Origin of the sequence: Pseudoalteromonas sp. S2755 (assembly GCF_005886535.1) — a bacterium.
Taxonomy (GTDB): Bacteria; Pseudomonadota; Gammaproteobacteria; order Enterobacterales; family Alteromonadaceae; genus Pseudoalteromonas.
On sequence record NZ_PNDS01000042.1, the window covers coordinates 1 to 17,817 of the forward strand.

Sequence of the window (17,817 nt, forward strand, 5' to 3'; positions counted from 1 at the left end):
ATTCCAATAGCCAGCTATTGGTGCGTAAATTCGCCTTGCCTCCAGGATGTAGGTACCTCAGCGAGAGCAGGACGCGGAAGCGGTGTTTTCCCTAAAACTCTCTGGCTAGAAAAGGAAAAAACTAAGCGGTTCTTTAGAAACAATGAGTTGGAACATTCCTTATCCAAACCTCAGGTTAAGTATGCCAAGCCCAGCAACTAGCTGGGCTTAGTTTTAAGTAAAAAATAATTGAGAAATATATAACGATTATAAAACACTCGTCGTGTTAGCTACTCTCCTGAACACACGAGCTAGTAACGTAACAAGATTAAGATGTAACTCTTAAGATACTTGCAGTTTCACCATGGCGTGCTGGCAAAATAGTGAGACAAATAGTCTATCAATGCCCTCACGGTTGGAGACATATACTTTCTCGAAGAATAGAGCACGTATATATTCATATCGTTTGGCTTCCAATCAGGTAGTACCTGCTTAAGCTCACCAGATTTGATGTAGCGGTTAACCAAATAAGTGGGTTGAATTGCCAGACCAGCACCACTTAACGCTGCATGCAATAAGGCGGTCGCTTCGTTCGCAGTTAAACGACAGTTCACCGCTACCGACTGCTGTGAGTTACCTTTGCGCAAATGCCAGATATGCTGCTGAAAGTTCTTATACCCAAGGCATAAGTGCTCAGCTAGGTCATCTGGCTTTTTGATTTCACTTGTACTCGTAAGGTACTGCGGCGACGCCACGATAACTGAGCTACATACTGCAATTGATTTACCAATCAAAGATGGGTCCGGTGCAGAGGCAATACGAATAGCAAGATCTATCTGACTCTCAGTGAGATCGGCCATAGAATCTTGCAAATCAATGTCAATATTTACGTCAGGATGTGCTGACATAAACTGTTGAATAGCGGGCACGAGTTGAGAAAAGCCAAAAGACATACTGGTTGCTAGTCGAACCGTACCAGACAGTTTGCCGCTGGTATCCGCCAAGCCGGTTATGGTGTCGGCTTGTCTCAGCCACTGTCTCACTTCTTCCAAGCAGGACTCCCCTGCTGTCGTTAAAGACACTCTTCTCGTGGTGCGGTGCAACAAACGAATGTTTAGCCAGCTTTCCATTGCTTCAATGTACCGAGTTACCATGGGGCGAGACATATCTAGCCTGTCAGCCGTCGCGGTAAAGCTACCTGTGATTGCAATGTCGGCAAATACCTTAGCAGCGATGAGTCTATCCATATATTTGCTCGATTTATGAAACAATGATGTTTAGTTTGGCATGTTTTTCTGAGCCTATCAATTTCATATCATCTGCTCCGTACTAAACCTATTGAGGCAAAAGATATGAAACACCTAACATTGATAGCAGCATCGATTTTATTCGCAAGCAATGCGATGGCAGCAAACACTGCCCCACTTACACTGGATGTTTATAACGCTGACAAAAACAGCTTCCACGTTAACTCAACACTGGTGATTGGCGAGAGTGAAGTAATGGTCGTAGATACGGGTTTTACCAAAGCGGATGCACTACGCATAGCTGCCAAAGTACTCGACAGCGGCAAAAGCTTAAAGACGATTTTTATCAGCCAAGCTGATCCGGATTATTATTTTGGCGCGGAAGTACTACACGCTTTGTTCCCAGAAGCTAAGATCCTAACCACAGCTGCCGTAAAAGCAGTGATTGAAGAAAAGCTTGCGGATAAACTAGCATTTTGGACACCAAAAATGGGGGAAAATGCACCTGTTAAGCCATACATCCCCACAGTTGTAGAGGGAAATACACTCTTTGTAGATGGACACAAAATAGAGATCCACGGCACGCAATCTGAGCTGGCACACCGCCCCTACTTATGGATCCCGTCAAGTAAAGCGGTTCTGGGCAATGTTGCAGTCTACGGTAATGTGCACTTATGGATGGCCGATGCACAATCCCAACGCAGTCAACAAGCGTGGAGTCGCCAATTAAAAGAGTTAAAAGCACTGAAGCCAGAGGTTGTAATACCTGGTCACATGAAAGCAGGCACCAAACTTGATGCAAGTACCATAAGCTACTCGCAGCAGTATTTAAGCAACTTTAGTCAGGTAAAAAGCAGCAGCAAAAATAGCGCTGAGCTGATTGATAGTATGTCTGCACGCTACCCTGATGCAGGATTACCTATGGCGTTGGGTATTGGTGCTAAGGTACATATGGGAGAGATGAAATGGTAAAAGTGCACTACTTCTTTGACCCCATGTGTGGCTGGTGTTACGGTGCGACTTCACTGTTGGATGCGATTGCAGCCAACAGTGACCTCAAGCTTGAATTGCACCCTGGAGGTATGATTGCCAACCAATCTATAGAGAAAGCGTTCCGCAATCACATTCTCACAAGTGATGCGCGTATAGCCAGCGTAACAGGCGCGCAGTTTGGCAAAGGTTACATTCAAAGGGTGAAGAGTAACGATCCGATGATCCTTGACTCATACATCACCGCTCGTGCCATCATAACCGCTGAGCAATTGGACATAGCGCCACTTAACATGCTTAAAACGATTCAGCACGCACACTATGTAGAGGGCAAACAGGTTAACCGAGCTGAGGCTATAGAGGAGCTAGCCGTTGAGCTTGGGCTAGATAAAAAACACTGGCAACGAGCTATGCTGGCAAATCAAGGTACTGAGCAAACAAAAATCGCGCACAGCCGCCTATTAATGCAAAAGCTTCAAGTTACTGGCTTCCCAACCCTTATCCTTGAAAAGCATGATACGTTCGTAAAGCTTCCGCATACTGCCTATTACGATAAGCCCGATGCTTGGCGCAAGCTAATTGATGACTATATAGTATTTCTATGACAAGCTTTGGGGTTGAAATTGGAGCTACTGTTACGCTAATGTGAGCCCCAAAAGGCCATCGGCATATCCGCTACACAACTTTGACGTTGTCACACCAATTTGCATTTAGATTGCAACTAACCTTGCCTCTGAATTATCTAACTTTTTGGAATTGCCAATCCTTTAATTCGATAACGGACATGCTTTTATCAGCGGTTAGTTCGTAGAACTTACCCGGTCTAAGTTCTACTATAAATTCATTATCTGCTTGTCCACTGTAAACCTTGCTCTGTAAATCCCCCCAAGCAAGATGTAAATCGCTGTCTCTCTGTTTAATAGTCAACCGTCCAACTTCCGTGTTTTCGTATACACCTTCAAGTAATGACTTAAGCGAAGGTGATATGCTCCCGCGTTTTGACAAATCTTCTCTTTTAGCGGCAAGTTCTGCCTTTGCTTTCTCGACATAAACAGCAAGATCAGTCATCTCCTCTTGATGGAATTCAATAAGCCTACTCACATCTTGATTAGTTAACATTTTATAAGCGATTTCAGTTATTCTGCCATTTAACTCATTTGCAATGAGCCCACTTTCGTTATGAACAACAACGACACCAAGATTTTTTTCGGGAGCGTAAGATACTTGAACAGAAGCGCCATCAAATCCCCCTGTGTGCATTAACACACTTTCACCAGCGACTTTTGAGTGCATCCATCCCCATCCATAGCCGGAAAAATAGCTATCAATATCACTGACTAGTAGTTGTTGAGACGCTCTTACAACCGACTTGGGAAACGCTGAGCGCTCTACATTTATTGGTAGCAAGTGGGTTATCAACTTACCCCAATCATTTGGTCTGGCAAAGATACCCACTGAATACAAAGTCGCATTGTTTTTATTCATATAAATCTCAGATTGACCACTTCGAAATTTATATGAATATGAGCTTGGAATAGGCCAATTTTGCAATCTCGCTTGGTCAACATCTGCTGTTGAATTTTTCATTCCAGCAGGTGAAAGCACAAGCTCTTTAATCGCATTTGTCCATCCCCCTTCATAGTTCTCATCAAACCATATTGCTAAAAGATTGTACCCAAGGTTTGTGTAACCAAACTCACCTTTTTTAATTTTCGGGTGCGGTTTTAGCGAGGAAACAAAATGAAGTCGTTGTTTTTTGTCATGGTTTCCAGTGTAAGAAAAAGTCCATGTCATCGCGTCATTTGTTAACCCAGAGCGATGAGACAATAAATCTTTGACTGAGTAGTTGTCAGGATTGATAAAAGAAAATTTAACGTTTGGAAATAGCTGCCTCAAGGTAGAGTCCTTAGAAAGCAAACCTTCTTTTTCAGCCTGTAATGTCGCCAGCCCCATTATCGCTTTAGTTGTCGAAGCGAAATAGTAAACCGAATTTGTATCGACAGGGATCTGCTTTTCAACATTCGCCATACCAACGTGAACTTCGTGAGTAATTTGACCATCCTTAATCAATACAACGGATGTGCCTGAAACCGACTTAGTCATGGATTTGGCTTTAACAATAAAGTTGTCTAAAGGCGTATATTCTGACGCTACACTGACCGAGCTGATGAAACAAAGTAAATAAACTAAGCAAACAAAAGTTTTACTAGCCATGTGGTTTCCCTTCCGAATAGATAAGTGCTGCATAGTGCTTTGTAGTACACAATATCACCGAACCACATAACGCACAACATAATGAAAGTTAAACAAAAATCCGTAAGGTTAGACTAAAGGCCATCAGAAAAGAGAGAGCCTCACCCTTGATAAATTGGCCTACATGACAGGTATCTCAAAAGCGATGTTTGAACAAATTGAAAGGTTTGAATCTAGTCCAACAGTTGAATTATTGTGGGAGTTGGCGCAGGGTATTGGCATAGAATACGCATTGTTACTAGATTCGAGCGACCCGCAGAATTCGAATAACTCTATCAACCAATTAACTTGCGCAAGAACTTTGACTAACACGGTAACTAAACCAATTAGTGCTGAAGAGTTTTAGTAGATTAGTATAAGAAGTGCTATTGATCTAATGAACTGAGATTTAGTTTTTAACTTTAAAAAGATAGGAATTAGTATGTTTTAGTATAGTTTTGAATACTATTAATAAGACTTACACTTCAAACAACACAATGGAGGTTTGGGTGGCAGTCTTACCAGCCACATCCCGGCACACAAGTCATACGCTGTGGCTGCTTCGTTCCCGACCTGACCAGATTCACGTACTATTGTTGCGAGAGGACCAATAAGACTACCATTGAGGGCCTTGTTTGGCGCGGGAAGAATTATCTCGAAGATTGCAGGGGGATGCAAGGGAAAAGTCAAAAAGCTTGGCTAACTGAGTGATGTTTAAACAGTTTGCCAAGCTTTTTTGGATTTTATGAGGCTGTGTGCTTATTTGTTCAACGCAATTTTAATTTCTTCTAGGCGCTTTTTCACTTTCTTCATGTTTTCAGGGCCCATTCTTAAAAACTGTTTTTGCGCTGGAGAAAGTTGCTCCCATTCTGCATAAGCATATTTATAGGTTACTGAGTCTTTTACCAAAGGCAATGCGGTGTCTGGAATGGGTGTTGCCAACAACTCGTCGATTGCGTCAGTTAACGTGCCGTTGAATGCATCTCCTTCGTAGCCTATTTCTTCGTATGCTTCTTCAAATAAAGGTTTGTATTGGTCGTATAGTCTAACCACTTGCGCGGTGCTCATGGTGTCGAACATGGCGACATAAGGTGTATAACGCTCGTAGCTGTTAGGATCAGTAATAATAATGTCGTCATCAATTACGCTAAAGCTATCTTGCGGCTTCACCACTGGTGCGTGATTTTCTGCCACTTTACCCTTTGCTAGGTTATCTACATAAACCACCGTACGGCGGATCACATCATCGTCTGCCAGCAATTTTACCGCTTGATTAGAAAGATAGTTCGATACCGCTTCTTTAATTTCTGTATCACTTTGTGAAAGCGGTGGTAGTGTTACTTCAGGTTCAACCGGCTCTACTTGCTCTGGCTCGATTTGCTCTCGTTGCGGTGGCAAGGTTACTTCAGGTTCAACCACTTGCTCAGGTGGTGTTTCTCTTGCGGTATTGACCAGTGGCGTTTCTGTTTGTTCAGGCACAACAATATCTTGTTTGACCTTTTGGTTTTCCGTCGATGGAGTGTCTTTTTGTGCTAGTACAAACACAGCCACAATAATCAACGCTAGTACAACTACCGCGGCAAATAACAACTGGCTGTTAGAAGGTCTTTTATTACCTTCTTGATGATTCTCTGACATGGGGACTCCCTCTTCGTCATTGTTGATACGCGTTAATGTAAAACTATCACCAAATACTTGACTAATAACTTAATGCGCGCTGAAACCCTAAAAAAATGCGTTGTGGTGCAAACTCTGGCTACACCTTGTTCAAACATTTGATCTTAATAAAAATACTTGAGCACCGAACTTAAGTTCAGTACATTGAAGTTAAGCTAAATTGCCATTTTATTAAATACAAAATCGCGCCAATTAGCGACTAAATTAAACCGCTAGTTTGTTAAAATTTGTTTGTGCCACCATAGCGCTTTAGTGCTTAAATTTCAAAATAATAGCCTAATATGTTGCGCGGGTATGTGCACTCAGACAACTTGGGTTTTAGCTAGGTTCAACTAGAATAAATAAAACAACCTATAAGCGGCTTAAGGTCAGAGTGGCACTTTACTACTAAAAATAACGCATTTACTGGAGTTATCAACTCTTTGCACCTAAAGCATTACAACATCAACAAAGATAAATAACGCATAAAAAGACCAAATTTAAATTAAGCAAATTTAACAGCAGGATGGCCTCTTTTGAGAAAGCACAGAACGAGTGATAAAAAAATTGCCTTACTACTGACTGGAGGTGGTGCAAGAGCCGCTTATCAAGTTGGGGTATTAAAGGCGCTTGCGCAAAGTATGCCTCGGACTTCTCCCCTCCCTTTTGAAATCATTACTGGTACCTCTGCCGGTGCAATTAACTCGGCGGGGATTGCCTGTTACGCATCTTGCTTTCACCTAGCGGTGAAAAAAGTGGAATATATTTGGAAGAACTTTAGCACCGACATGGTTTACAAAAGCTCGTTTACTGGTGCATACGGTCATTTATTTGCCAATATGATGCGCAGCTTTCAAGCACAATACCTTAATCAGCCACCAGCCAGCTTGTTAAATAACTCGCCGCTTCGAAAGCTGCTGGCCAATGTGCTTGATTTAAATCGCATCGATCACAATCTACACCGCCATTATCTTGATGCCATCGCGATTACGGTTTCGAGCTATTCTACTGGTAAATCAGTGGCGTTTTATCAGGCGAACAATGCTGAGCCTTGGCAGCGCTCAAAGCGCGAAGGTGTTCCGGGCACGATTTCGCTCGACTTACTCATGGCGAGTTCGGCCATACCTCTGGTGTTTCCAAGCGTGCGCGTTAAGCATCATTACTATGGTGATGGCTCTATCCACCAGCTCTCTCCGCTTAGCCCTGCCATTCATTTAGGTGCAGATAAAATCTTTGTGATTGGTGTTGAGCAGCCTAAACTACCACAGCCGCTCGGTTATGAGCCGCATTTTCCGGGAATGTCTGTGGTCGCTGGCCACTTACTAGACAGTGTGTTTAGCGATACCCTGAATTCAGACATCGAACGGCTCGACCGCGTCAACCGTACGGTAAGTTTGCTACCGGCCAGAGAAAAGCACAAAGAGCTTAGACGAGTAGATCATATGCTCATCAAGCCAACGGTTAATTTTAATGAAGTCGCAGATCATTATTACGAAGATATGCCATTGGCAATCAAGCTGTTGCTCAGAACCATGGGGGTTAAAAAGCATTCTCCGTCGAGTTTAACGAGTTACTTGCTGTTTGAGCGTACTTATACACAAAAACTCATTGAGCTTGGGTTTGAAGACGGCATGAACCGCTTGGACGAAATGAGAGCGTTTTTGGAACTTAAATAAGATTTAAACCATATTCAAAATAAGGAAGTAGTAACGCATGTGGCCAACTGATAAACCACTAATAGGACAGCATGTCACCCTTGAACCATTATCAACAACACATATTAATGCGCTACAACAGGCAGTAAAAGATGGTGAAGCTTGGAAGCTTTGGTATGCCAATGTACCCAACCCAGAGGATATGGAGCGCTATGTTAACACTGCGGTAAGCCAAGCATTTGAAGGCAATCTTGCCTATGCGGTAAGGCTAAATAGCAGCAACGAAATCGTGGGAACCACCCGCTATTACAATGCAGATATAGCCAACCGCCGTGCCATGCTAGGCTATACATGGTACAGCGATAAAGTGCGTCGAACAGCGGTTAACACGGAGTGTAAGTTTTTGCTGTTACAGCAACTTTTTGAAGATTTTGACGCCATTGCCGTAGAGTTTAGAACTCACTTTTTTAATCATGCCTCTCGAAGTGCCATAGAGCGGCTTGGCGCCAAACTCGATGGTATCTTGCGCAGCCACCAGATCGGTAGAAACGGCGAGCTGAGAGACACCGTTGTGTATTCGATTATCGCCTCGGAATGGCCCACCGTTAAGCAGCATTTATTGAGCAAGCTCGACAGGTAGGTAGAAAAAGCATAAAAGATCGTAGGGTGAACCTGCTCCTACTTTGTGTTGTAGGAGACGCTTTACGCGGCGATCTGTATAGCTTACTGCACGATTTTACTTTTTGCTTGAGCTATCATGCTTTCAAAATAATCATATACTGACGGATCGTCGACTTGCTGTGCTTTCGCAAGTTGCAAGGCGTGATTAAAGCTTTTCAGCGCCTTGTTATACACTTTATTCTCTAAATATCCATGTCCTAGGCTTGCATGGGCATAAGACGAGTCGGGATAACGCGTGACAAATGCATTTAAAGTCGCAAGTGCAGCGTCTACACGTTTATGGCTGATTTGCGCGTCAGCAAGTGCTCTGTATATAGACTCTGGCACTAACACATCAAACTCATAACGCTTAGAGAGCTTTAGATAATAATCTTCAATATCAGAAATATGCGCATATTTTCCTGCTTCTTCACTAAGCTCAAAATAAAAATCATCAAAAAGTTCCGTTAATCCTTCATAGAGACTTGGGTAAAACGTAGTTTGATGCGTTTCCAATTCTTTAAGGCTAAATTGCCAATTTACTTCTTTTGATCGAAGTGCTTTTAGGTTTGACGCAACTCGCATACCGTTGGTGTAAAAGTCGCCACCTTCCCCTGCGATGCTAATATACAGATTGCGACGTAAATCATGTGCTGAGTTGCTAAGTGCTTTAAACTGCTGATCGAGCTCTTCCTCACCCCACCAACCTGGCGGACTAATAAGCAGATAATTAGTAAATATCTCTGGCTTATTTAAAAAGGTGTGTAGTCCGTAGATCCCACCATTGGAATACCCTACTAACGTACGATTAGGTTTGAGTGAATATTGCGACTCAATGAAAGGAAATAACTCTTGAGTTAAGAAGGCTGTAAACTCGGTTGTCTTGCCGAATTGAGGGAACTTCTCTTTAATCCAGCGCTGTCTATCACTTTGAGCCTCACCGTTAATTGGCGGTAAGTAGTCTCTTGTTCTCACCGTGGTTTTCAACCCAACAACGATGGTAGCTGGTATTTTTCCAGTGCTAACCAAAGACTCTACAATGCCCACGGTTTGGGTAAAAAAGAATTCTGCATCGAGTAAGTACAACACTTGATATTGTTTCTTAGGGTCATAATCATTTGGCGTATAAACCATGACCTCCCTATTCTCACTTAATATCTTAGATGCAAAAGTTATTTTAGACCCAATCGTGATGGCTTGTTGTTCTAATGTTTGCCCATACACCTTGCCCAATGCTGCAAGTAGCATTAACAATAGCAAAATAATAAAACGCATGACTTTCCTTTTTAGTTTATTTTTATCAGTGTGTTACATTAGAAAAAAACAGGGCGATAAAACAGCAAAGTTTGCTGATTTTTCGCTGATAATTCGCTGAAAAAAGAATTTTAAAATGGAATTAAAGCAGTTTTTGATTGCAGATCACCTTGTGGATGTAAACCGCAATCATATTGTTATCGACCAACAGACATATGCGCTCCCCCCTAAAGCAATAGCGGTGCTTTGTGAATTGGCAAAACAGCCAGGAGAGGTGGTGAGTTTTGAGCAACTACTTAACACCGTTTGGCACGACAGAGTTGTTTCTCCCAATACATTGCAGCGCTGCATTTTCCAAATTCGCCAAGTATTCAAATATGCTGATAGTGAGTTAGAGTTTATAAAAACGCACAGTAAAAAAGGCTATAGTTTAGAGGCATCCGTTACGTCGACAAGCGATAAGCCGAGCGCGCATAAAGCGACTCAAAAATCTCGCCCACGCGCTGCAAAATTTGGGGTAGCGGCACTAGCCGTAGTTATCACGGCTTATCTCTTTACGGTTTTAATTCAACCAAAGGCCAACCCCAGAGTACCTATTCAACCTACTTTTACTCCAATGACCACAAGTGATGCATGGGATGCAAATGCCAGCTACTCACCTGATGGCCAATGGATTGTTTTTCAGCGCTTTAGCGATAATTGCCATAGTCAGCTTTGGGCAAAAAATCTAGCCTCGCACAAAACCTCTCGTTTAACCGCTCGCCAAGGCGTGTACGGTAAACCAAGTTGGTCACACGACGCAAAGCAGCTGACTTTTACCGAGCGGAGTCATTGCAAGGCTCAAGAGACATCTCCCTTTTGCTGGTCTTTAAACACACTAAATGTCGATACTGCAATCAACTCACCACAAAATCCACATGCCGTTATCGCTTGCCAAGAAAAGCCCATATGGCGTGCAAATTGGATGAAAAATGGCGAGATCAGTTACTTATCTCATTTGCGCCCTAAGCAAGTAGTGCCCTACCTTTTTGATTTAAATACAAAAAAAAGCCGCACTACAGAGTATATGCCAAGCTTTGAAAACTACACTCTTGACTATCTTGCAAATCAAAATGTTTTCGCAATGGTAAGCATTGATGAGTTCAACTCTCATCATCTGAATATTTACAATCCTGATAAGACACCAACGATCACGGCAAAGATACTACTACCGCGCGAATTGTCACCATTACAGCCAATTGAAGTCAGTTATCATCCAAGCGGCGAATATTTGCTCGCATCGACGACTAATGGACTTTATAAACTGCAAACCAACGGAAGAATGGTTGCACTTGATACTGGGGGTAGAAAGAATCTGAGAGAGGCTTCTTTTTCAGCTGATGGAAAACAGATTTTAGCGACACAGATAAATGCCGATACCGATATTTTTACCTTAAGTCTTGCTCAAATACGAAGTCACCAAACCGCTGCTACAGCAAAGATTGCCAGAACAACAATGAGAGAAGACAACCCACAGTTTCAGCCTCATGGTGATCATATTGCTTTTACATCTACACGTAACGGCTCAAGGCAAATATGGCTTTACAATGACCAAGGTGTTTCACAGCTTACCGATTCACAGCAAGACAATATCAGCAAACGAATTGTGTGGTCTCCTACGGGTAATGCGATAGCAGGCACAACACAACAAGGACTCATGTTGTGGTCTTTAGATGGTGAGAAAACTCTCATTGCTAATTCGCTTGCCATTGATTCTGTCCTACAGTGGCTAACGCCAACAACGTTATTGGTCACAGCGAGAGAGAATGGCAACGCGGGACTTTACATTATAAATAAAGATACCAAAGAAGCCTCGCTCATTGTTTCTGAAAATGTAATATGGGCCGCGCAAGTAGATAGTGAACATTTTCTTTATCAAGATATGAGACAGCGCTTTTGGCTTGTTAACACAAACACAGCTCCCGTACCGACTGAGATCCATGAATTACGCGCTCAGTTAGCGCAGCCATTTGCTGTTTATAAAGACGGAATATTGTACGGCGTAAACAACGACAACCAACTATGGTCTTATCATCTCAGTACAGGGATATATCAACGTCTTGCAGATGTACCCAATAACAGTCGCTACTTAGCAGATTTTAACGGTGAAACCTTTTTGTTTACTCAAATGCATTTGATGCAAAAGCATATCGTGTCATTTAATACACCTGATGATCAAGGCACATAGATAGAGCAAGAACACAGCTTCTGCTCCGTGTCGTAGAGGCGCTTTATACTTCAAGAAGTGATAACAAACACAACATTCAAGAGCGCAGGGTGAACCTGCTCCTACTCCGTGTTGTAGGAGGCACTATGCGGCGATCTGTTAAAAAAGGCACAGATTAAAGAAACATTATTACGGTAGGCCATCGAGTAAAAACTGCTCTGCACGTTCAACGCGGCGGGGCTTTCCCTTTAATAGCAAAACATCATTAACGCGTAAAACGGTTTGCTCATCTGGTTGTGCAATTTCTTCGCCGTCGCGTCTTAGTGCGCTAATATCAACGCGCTTGACCTTGAGTTCAAGCTCAGCAATTGACTTGTTAACAGCAAACGCATTGTCAGGTAAAGCAATGGCATGCAAATACTCTAATCGCTCGCCAGTGACTTCATGCAGATCACTGCTGTCTCCGGCAAAAAAACCATGTAAATACGGATAACGATTTTCTCGCTCTTTACTGACACGACGAAAAATCCTGCGCATTGGCACGCCAGACATGTACAACACATGAGAAACCAGCATCAAGCTTGCTTCTAAAGTTTCTGGCACAACTTCTGCGACGCCCATGGCTTTTAATTGCTCCATGTAGCTGTCATCTTTCATCCGTACCAAGATCTTCACTTCGTGGGTACGCCGACGAATGGCATCAACAACTACTTGCGTTTGTTCAAAGTCATCAAAGGTAATAATAACCAAGCGCGCTTTATCGATATTTGCTGACTTTAACAGCGTTTTTTGTGCCGCGTGACCAAACAACACGGGCTCACCCGCTATTTGTGCGTCTTGTACAATTTGCGGATTGCGCTCTACCGCAATATAAGGAATAGCCTCTGGACGTAAAAATCGTGCGATAGTTTGACCAACACGCGCGTAGCCAAAAATCACAACATGATTTTTTAAATCAGCCGCGTTATAACCGCTTGGAGCTTCAGGTTGCCAGTCTTTTTCTATTCCCAAAATATTGAGAATATGCGCGGTTTTACTAATAAGATAAGGCGTTAACGCCATAGACAACACGCCAAGCGTGATCAAGAAGGACACCGCATTTTGATCCAACAACTGATGCTTACTGGCAAGCGCGAGTAACACAAAGCCAAATTCCCCCATCTGCCAGATCAAAATACCAGCACCCCAAGCGTCTTTTTTACGCTCTCCCATTAACTGCGCAACGCCAACGATGATCAACACTTTGATCACAAGCACAGCGGCAAGTGCTGCAACAATATAAATAAACTGGTCGAGCACATATGGAATATTTAGCTGCATACCCACGGTGACAAAAAAGAGTCCCATTAAAATATCTCGAAATGGTCTAATTTCTGCCTCAAGCTGATGTCGATATTGGCTTTCCCCTAACATCATGCCCGCTAAAAATGCGCCGAGTGCCATTGAAAGCCCGAATGCATAAGTGAGCGAACCCGCACACAGGGCAACAACTAAGGTAGACAATACAAAGAGCTCGTCTGTTCTCACCAATGCAATTTCGTTAAATATTCTAGGTAGTAACCACTTACCTACTGCCCATAAAACCAGGCACACAACCGCCCCCTTGGCAAACGCAAAAAGTAGCGCTGATGCCAGCTCTGAATTACTCGCAGAGGAAATAAGCGGAAACGCGATGAGCAGCGGCACAACGGCAATATCTTGGAATAACAACATACCAATACCGAGCTGACCATGACGTGTATTGAGCATCCCCAGCTCTTTTAACAGCTTAACCACAACCGCCGTAGAAGAAAGTGCAATGAGGCTCGCAATCACAAATGCACCCACCCAATCATATTGCATAAAACGCAACACCAACATACCGATGATCGTGGTCACAATGACCTGCAAACTCCCTAAACCGAATACCACGTTTCGCATTGCCATTAATTTTGGCACGGAAAACTCAAGCCCTAGACTAAACAGTAAAAACACAATCCCAAGCTCGGCCATAAAGTGAATTTCTTGGCTATCACTCATCCACCCAATACCGTGGCTGCCCGCAATGACTCCAGTAAGCAAATAAGCCAGAATAGGCGGCAAGCCAATCCGCTTAAAGGACCAGACTAAAATCACAGCACATAATAGCAAGGCAAAAACCTGCGCGAAGATACTTTGCAATCTGCCTCCTGAGCGAAAAATTGACGGGGAATAAAGGTGGATTTCTTTTTCTTTCTATTAAATATAGCAAGCGTTTGTTTTTAAGCCAGTTTAAATTTTTGGCATAAAGTTCGCATACTAAACATGTATTGTTGTATTTAAGGGGAAGAAATATGGAAAATGTCCATATTTTGACACAGAGGTTGCCGACCAGAGGCGATTACTTGCCGTTCAGTTCTGAACAGTATAGTACGCAAGGCGGTGAACACTACGCGCGATTAGTCGATAAGCTTCAGACAACGCTCAACATTGATGAGCTGTTGACTATTTACGCGGAGCATGTGGCAAGAATTTCAAAAATTTCGGGACTTCAGTTCCATTGCAACCTTGGCGTCTTTCAAATGAAGGACTGCGATAGCCAATTTCCGGCCAGTACGTTCGATCTTGAGCTCGAAAAAGAACACTTAGGTCAGTTGGTGTATTTCAGTGAGTTTCCATTTAGTGAAGCGCTCAAGGCAAAATTGTCAAAATTACACGCCTGTTTAATTTACCCAATGCGTAATGCCTTGATGTACAACCGTGTATTGCAATTAGCAACTAAGGACTCTCTAACTGGACTTTATAATCGCAGTCAGTTTACTGACAATTTAGAAGAGAAACTCGAGCGCTGCCGTCGTCAACATCGTAATTTTAGCCTAATGCTCTTAGATTTAGACAACTTTAAGCAAGTAAATGATGTTCATGGTCATAAAGCTGGTGATGAAGTGTTGGTTGAATTCGCGCGTATCTTACAAACTTCGACGCGCGCAACTGATTCAGTATTTAGATTCGGTGGTGACGAGTTCGCCATTTTAATTGACGACCCTGCGTTTACCACCAACAAGGTAATTGCAGAAAGAATTATGGAAGCCGTAAGAAAGTCGAGCATGTTGGCTAAATATACGGTGACCACGAGCATTGGCTTTACGCTGGCATCGAGCCATGATACTGCCGACAATATATTTGCTCGTTCGGATAGCGGCTTATACCGCGCCAAAGCAGCCGGACGAAACTGCGCACGCGCAGTATAAAAAACCACTTCCCCTTTTGCTCAGTGTTATACGTTAACGCTGAGCACCTTTTCCTAAGTATAGGTAAGCCATCAGGGCAAGCGCCGCGCCGTTAAAAAATCCATTTATTACCCATGCAAGCGCAAGGAAATCGGGTAACTCTGAAAACATCACCGCAAGCATTGGCGCAAGTAAGCCAAGAATAAAATACATTCCGCCTTTACCATGCCAATACAATAGTAAAAACACGATACTGATAATGCCAGATGCAGAGGCAAATACTTGATTCAGCCACATCACTTCACTCGACATAAAGAGTACGATAAACACCACCACAGTGAACGCTACCGCATAAGGCGCCTTTTGCGCTAACTGTTGGCCAATCTTTTTATTTTCAGTCATCTATTACTACCCAAATGATGCCATTGTCTTCTGCGTGCTCGGCACTCACAAATAGCCCGTTCACCGCAACCGGAGTATCATTGTAATAGACAACCGCAATAGAATCACGCTCCCAGCTCGGAACGTGCAAATCCTTTAGCCAATGTTTCAAGGTATTAGAGCCTGGTTTGCCCTGTGGTTTGATTTTATCTTTAAGTCTGCCGTAGCGAATGCTAACGATTTCGTCCAAGAAAGGTTTACGGATCCCCTTGCCCGTTTGTATAGCAACAGGCGTACTTTGCCTGCTGAGTTCGTTGAGATTAACGGTCTCAATATCATGCTTTTGGCTAGTTTCCGTTACCCAATAAAGTGCATCACGATAACGCCTCACTGCACCTTGCTTAAAACGAATTTCAAGTTGACTGTCTTGGCGTGATGAAAATGCCTGCAGTACGATTTCATCCAACTGTTTTTGACTCGGCATCTCTATGCCCTGCTTTGAAAGCCACAGTCTGATGACATTATCTCTTCTCGCATGCGAAAGTTGCTGTAGTGCCGTAATATTCAACGCAGTCCGACAACAGCATTTTTTTAAGTCTTCTTCACTCACCTCATCAATTATGGCTTGTTGGCGCTGCAATATATCAATGCTGCGTAACGTATTACCTACAAAACCATTGAATCGAGATTTAAGTAAAGGGATCACCTGATTGCGCAAAAAGTTGCGATCAAACGCATCGTCTGCATTGGACTCATCTGTAATATGCTCAAGACCACACTGCTGTGCAAATGCTTCAATATCGCTGCGACTAACGGCAAGCAACGGACGAATACAATCACGCCCAGATGGCAGCTGAGTTGTCGCTCTCATCGCTCCAAGCCCGAGTAATCCAGAGCCGCGCTTTAATCTCAGTAAGAAAGTTTCTACTTGGTCATCGGCATGTTGTCCAAGCACGATAGCAAAACCTGCTTTGGCCGCGTCATCTAACGCTTGATAGCGAGCTTCGCGTGCTTGCGCTTCAAGGCTAGTACGGGTTTTCCGAGTAATCGCAACCTGTTTTGCAATAAAGGGAACATTAAGTGTTTCACAAAGTGATTGGCAAAATTGCTGCCACTGCGTAGCGTGCTGTGACAAGCCATGATTAACATAAACCGCCTGGAGTGCAACATTATGCTTATTTGCATATTCTCGACAAAGATGGAGCAACACAACCGAGTCCACACCGCCAGATAAAGCAATACACAACCCTTTGGCGTCAAGGCTGGAGCTTAATACCGTTAAACTTGACTCTACTTGTTGGTAAATCCGACTATTAATCATTTTTCTACAATCAATAAAAAAAGCCGCTCTATAGCGGCTTTTTAACTTAAATTAGCATTGATATCAATACGAGCAGAAACCCGTATTAACAGTAACCAAATGACATCAGGCGCTTATAACGCTGATCTAACATCTCTTCGGTGCCTAGCGCTTCAAGATCAGCCAAGTCACGTTTAAGTTGAACTTTCAGGTTTTTCGCCATCGCATCGTAGTTACGGTGCGCGCCACCTAGCGGCTCTTCGATGATGTTATTGATAAGGTCTAGCTCTTTTACGCGAGAAGCTGATACGCCCATAGCTTCTGCTGCAAGTGACGCTTTGTCTGCACTCTTCCAAAGAATCGAAGCACACCCTTCAGGTGAAATTACAGAATAGGTGCTGTATTGCAGCATGTTCACCCTGTCACCAACTCCAATAGCTAATGCCCCACCAGAGCCACCTTCACCAATTACGGTACAAATGGTTGGTACTTTGAGCGCTGCCATCACCTTAAGGTTACGTGCAATCGCTTCACTTTGACCACGCTCTTCTGCACCTACACCTGGATAGGCTCCCGGTGTGTCGATAAAGGTGATGATCGGCATCTTAAAGCGTTCAGCCATTTCCATTAAGCGTAATGCTTTACGGTAACCTTCTGGCTTTGGCATACCAAAGTTACGCTTGATTTTTTCAGCCGTATCACGACCTTTTTGCTGACCGATAATCATTACTGGCTTGTCATCAAGTCGTGCAACACCACCAAGAATAGCCGGATCGTTAGCAAAAGTACGGTCACCCGCGAACTCGTCAAACTCGGTAAAAATGCGTTCAATATAATCGCGAGTATATGGACGAAGCGGATGACGCGCTAATTGAGACACTTGCCAAGCGCCCAAATCGTCGAAAATCTTCTTGGTTAGCTCAACATTTTTGTCTTTTAAGCGGCTGATCTCTTCTTCAAGGCTAAGATCTAAATCGCCAGAGCGGCTAACGTTTTGTAATTCTTTGATCTTTGCTTCCAATTCAGCGATTGGAAGTTCAAATTCAAGATAATTGAGGCTCATGCTCTA

Annotated in this window: 15 protein-coding genes and 1 other RNA gene; 7 read left to right on the plus strand and 9 right to left on the minus strand. The window is 43.3% G+C overall.

Annotation, left to right across the window (positions count from 1 at the left end):
• Window positions 1-338: 338 nt before the first annotated feature.
• Window positions 339-1,226, minus strand: coding sequence for a LysR family transcriptional regulator (locus tag CWC03_RS08235; protein ID WP_138581341.1), 888 nt, complete (start codon window positions 1,224-1,226; stop codon window positions 339-341).
• A 105-nt stretch (window positions 1,227-1,331) separates the two neighbouring features.
• On the opposite strand from CWC03_RS08235, the gene CWC03_RS08240 reads away from it, so the two are divergent.
• Window positions 1,332-2,198, plus strand: coding sequence for an MBL fold metallo-hydrolase (locus CWC03_RS08240; protein WP_138581342.1), 867 nt, complete (start codon window positions 1,332-1,334; stop codon window positions 2,196-2,198).
• Window positions 2,192-2,821: a DsbA family protein gene (locus tag CWC03_RS08245; protein ID WP_138581344.1), complete on the plus strand. Its 630-nt coding sequence runs from the start codon at window positions 2,192-2,194 to the stop codon at window positions 2,819-2,821. Before CWC03_RS08240 ends, CWC03_RS08245 begins: the two co-directional genes overlap by 7 nt.
• Window positions 2,822-2,954: 133 nt before the next feature.
• Here the strand turns inward: CWC03_RS08245 and CWC03_RS08250 are convergent, their stop codons facing one another.
• Window positions 2,955-4,430: a serine hydrolase domain-containing protein gene (locus CWC03_RS08250; protein WP_171040225.1), complete on the minus strand. Its 1,476-nt coding sequence runs from the start codon at window positions 4,428-4,430 to the stop codon at window positions 2,955-2,957.
• A 163-nt stretch (window positions 4,431-4,593) separates the two neighbouring features.
• Between CWC03_RS08250 and CWC03_RS08255 the strand changes: the two genes are divergently transcribed.
• A complete protein-coding gene (locus CWC03_RS08255; RefSeq protein ID WP_138581348.1) occupies window positions 4,594-4,815 on the plus strand; it encodes a helix-turn-helix domain-containing protein in 222 nt (73 codons plus the stop codon).
• A 149-nt stretch (window positions 4,816-4,964) separates the two neighbouring features.
• Here CWC03_RS08255 and ffs read toward each other — a convergent pair.
• Together ffs and CWC03_RS08265 are read right to left on the minus strand one after the other, a co-directional pair.
• Window positions 4,965-5,061, minus strand: an RNA gene (gene ffs, locus CWC03_RS08260) — signal recognition particle sRNA small type.
• 146 nt (window positions 5,062-5,207) lie between these two features.
• Window positions 5,208-6,086: a DUF3014 domain-containing protein gene (locus CWC03_RS08265; protein WP_138581350.1), complete on the minus strand. Its 879-nt coding sequence runs from the start codon at window positions 6,084-6,086 to the stop codon at window positions 5,208-5,210.
• Window positions 6,087-6,640: 554 nt separating this feature from the next.
• On the opposite strand from CWC03_RS08265, the gene CWC03_RS08270 reads away from it, so the two are divergent.
• The gene (locus CWC03_RS08270; RefSeq protein ID WP_138581352.1) at window positions 6,641-7,780 is read left to right on the plus strand and encodes a patatin-like phospholipase family protein; all 1,140 of its coding nucleotides are present in this window, start codon (window positions 6,641-6,643) and stop codon (window positions 7,778-7,780) included.
• A 37-nt stretch (window positions 7,781-7,817) separates the two neighbouring features.
• On the plus strand, window positions 7,818-8,399 hold the full coding sequence (locus tag CWC03_RS08275) for a GNAT family N-acetyltransferase (RefSeq protein WP_138581353.1): 582 nt from the start codon (window positions 7,818-7,820) through the stop codon (window positions 8,397-8,399).
• Between the two features lie 83 nt (window positions 8,400-8,482).
• Here the strand turns inward: CWC03_RS08275 and CWC03_RS08280 are convergent, their stop codons facing one another.
• The gene (locus CWC03_RS08280) at window positions 8,483-9,694 is read right to left on the minus strand and encodes an alpha/beta hydrolase-fold protein (RefSeq protein WP_138581355.1); all 1,212 of its coding nucleotides are present in this window, start codon (window positions 9,692-9,694) and stop codon (window positions 8,483-8,485) included.
• 115 nt (window positions 9,695-9,809) lie between these two features.
• Here CWC03_RS08280 and CWC03_RS08285 point away from each other — a divergent pair, with 115 nt between their 5' ends.
• Window positions 9,810-11,900: a winged helix-turn-helix domain-containing protein gene (locus CWC03_RS08285; protein ID WP_138581357.1), complete on the plus strand. Its 2,091-nt coding sequence runs from the start codon at window positions 9,810-9,812 to the stop codon at window positions 11,898-11,900.
• 168 nt (window positions 11,901-12,068) lie between these two features.
• Here the strand turns inward: CWC03_RS08285 and CWC03_RS08290 are convergent, their stop codons facing one another.
• Window positions 12,069-14,039, minus strand: coding sequence for a monovalent cation:proton antiporter family protein (locus tag CWC03_RS08290; RefSeq protein ID WP_138581359.1), 1,971 nt, complete (start codon window positions 14,037-14,039; stop codon window positions 12,069-12,071).
• 152 nt (window positions 14,040-14,191) lie between these two features.
• Between CWC03_RS08290 and CWC03_RS08295 the strand changes: the two genes are divergently transcribed.
• Window positions 14,192-15,088, plus strand: a complete 897-nt coding sequence (locus CWC03_RS08295; RefSeq protein ID WP_138581361.1) for a GGDEF domain-containing protein — start codon at window positions 14,192-14,194, stop codon at window positions 15,086-15,088.
• Between the two features lie 33 nt (window positions 15,089-15,121).
• On the opposite strand, the gene CWC03_RS08300 is transcribed toward CWC03_RS08295, so the two are convergent.
• From CWC03_RS08300 to accA, 3 genes are all read right to left on the minus strand, one after another.
• Window positions 15,122-15,469 (minus strand): hypothetical protein, encoded by a 348-nt coding sequence (locus CWC03_RS08300; protein ID WP_138581363.1) that lies wholly within the window; start codon window positions 15,467-15,469, stop codon window positions 15,122-15,124.
• The gene (gene tilS, locus CWC03_RS08305) at window positions 15,462-16,769 is read right to left on the minus strand and encodes a tRNA lysidine(34) synthetase TilS (RefSeq protein ID WP_138581365.1); all 1,308 of its coding nucleotides are present in this window, start codon (window positions 16,767-16,769) and stop codon (window positions 15,462-15,464) included. Before tilS ends, CWC03_RS08300 begins: the two co-directional genes overlap by 8 nt.
• A gap of 85 nt (window positions 16,770-16,854) precedes the next feature.
• Window positions 16,855-17,811 carry an acetyl-CoA carboxylase carboxyl transferase subunit alpha gene (gene accA, locus CWC03_RS08310; protein WP_128726474.1) on the minus strand — a complete coding sequence of 319 codons (957 nt, stop codon included), beginning with the start codon at window positions 17,809-17,811 and terminating at the stop codon, window positions 16,855-16,857.
• Window positions 17,812-17,817 lie beyond the last annotated feature (6 nt).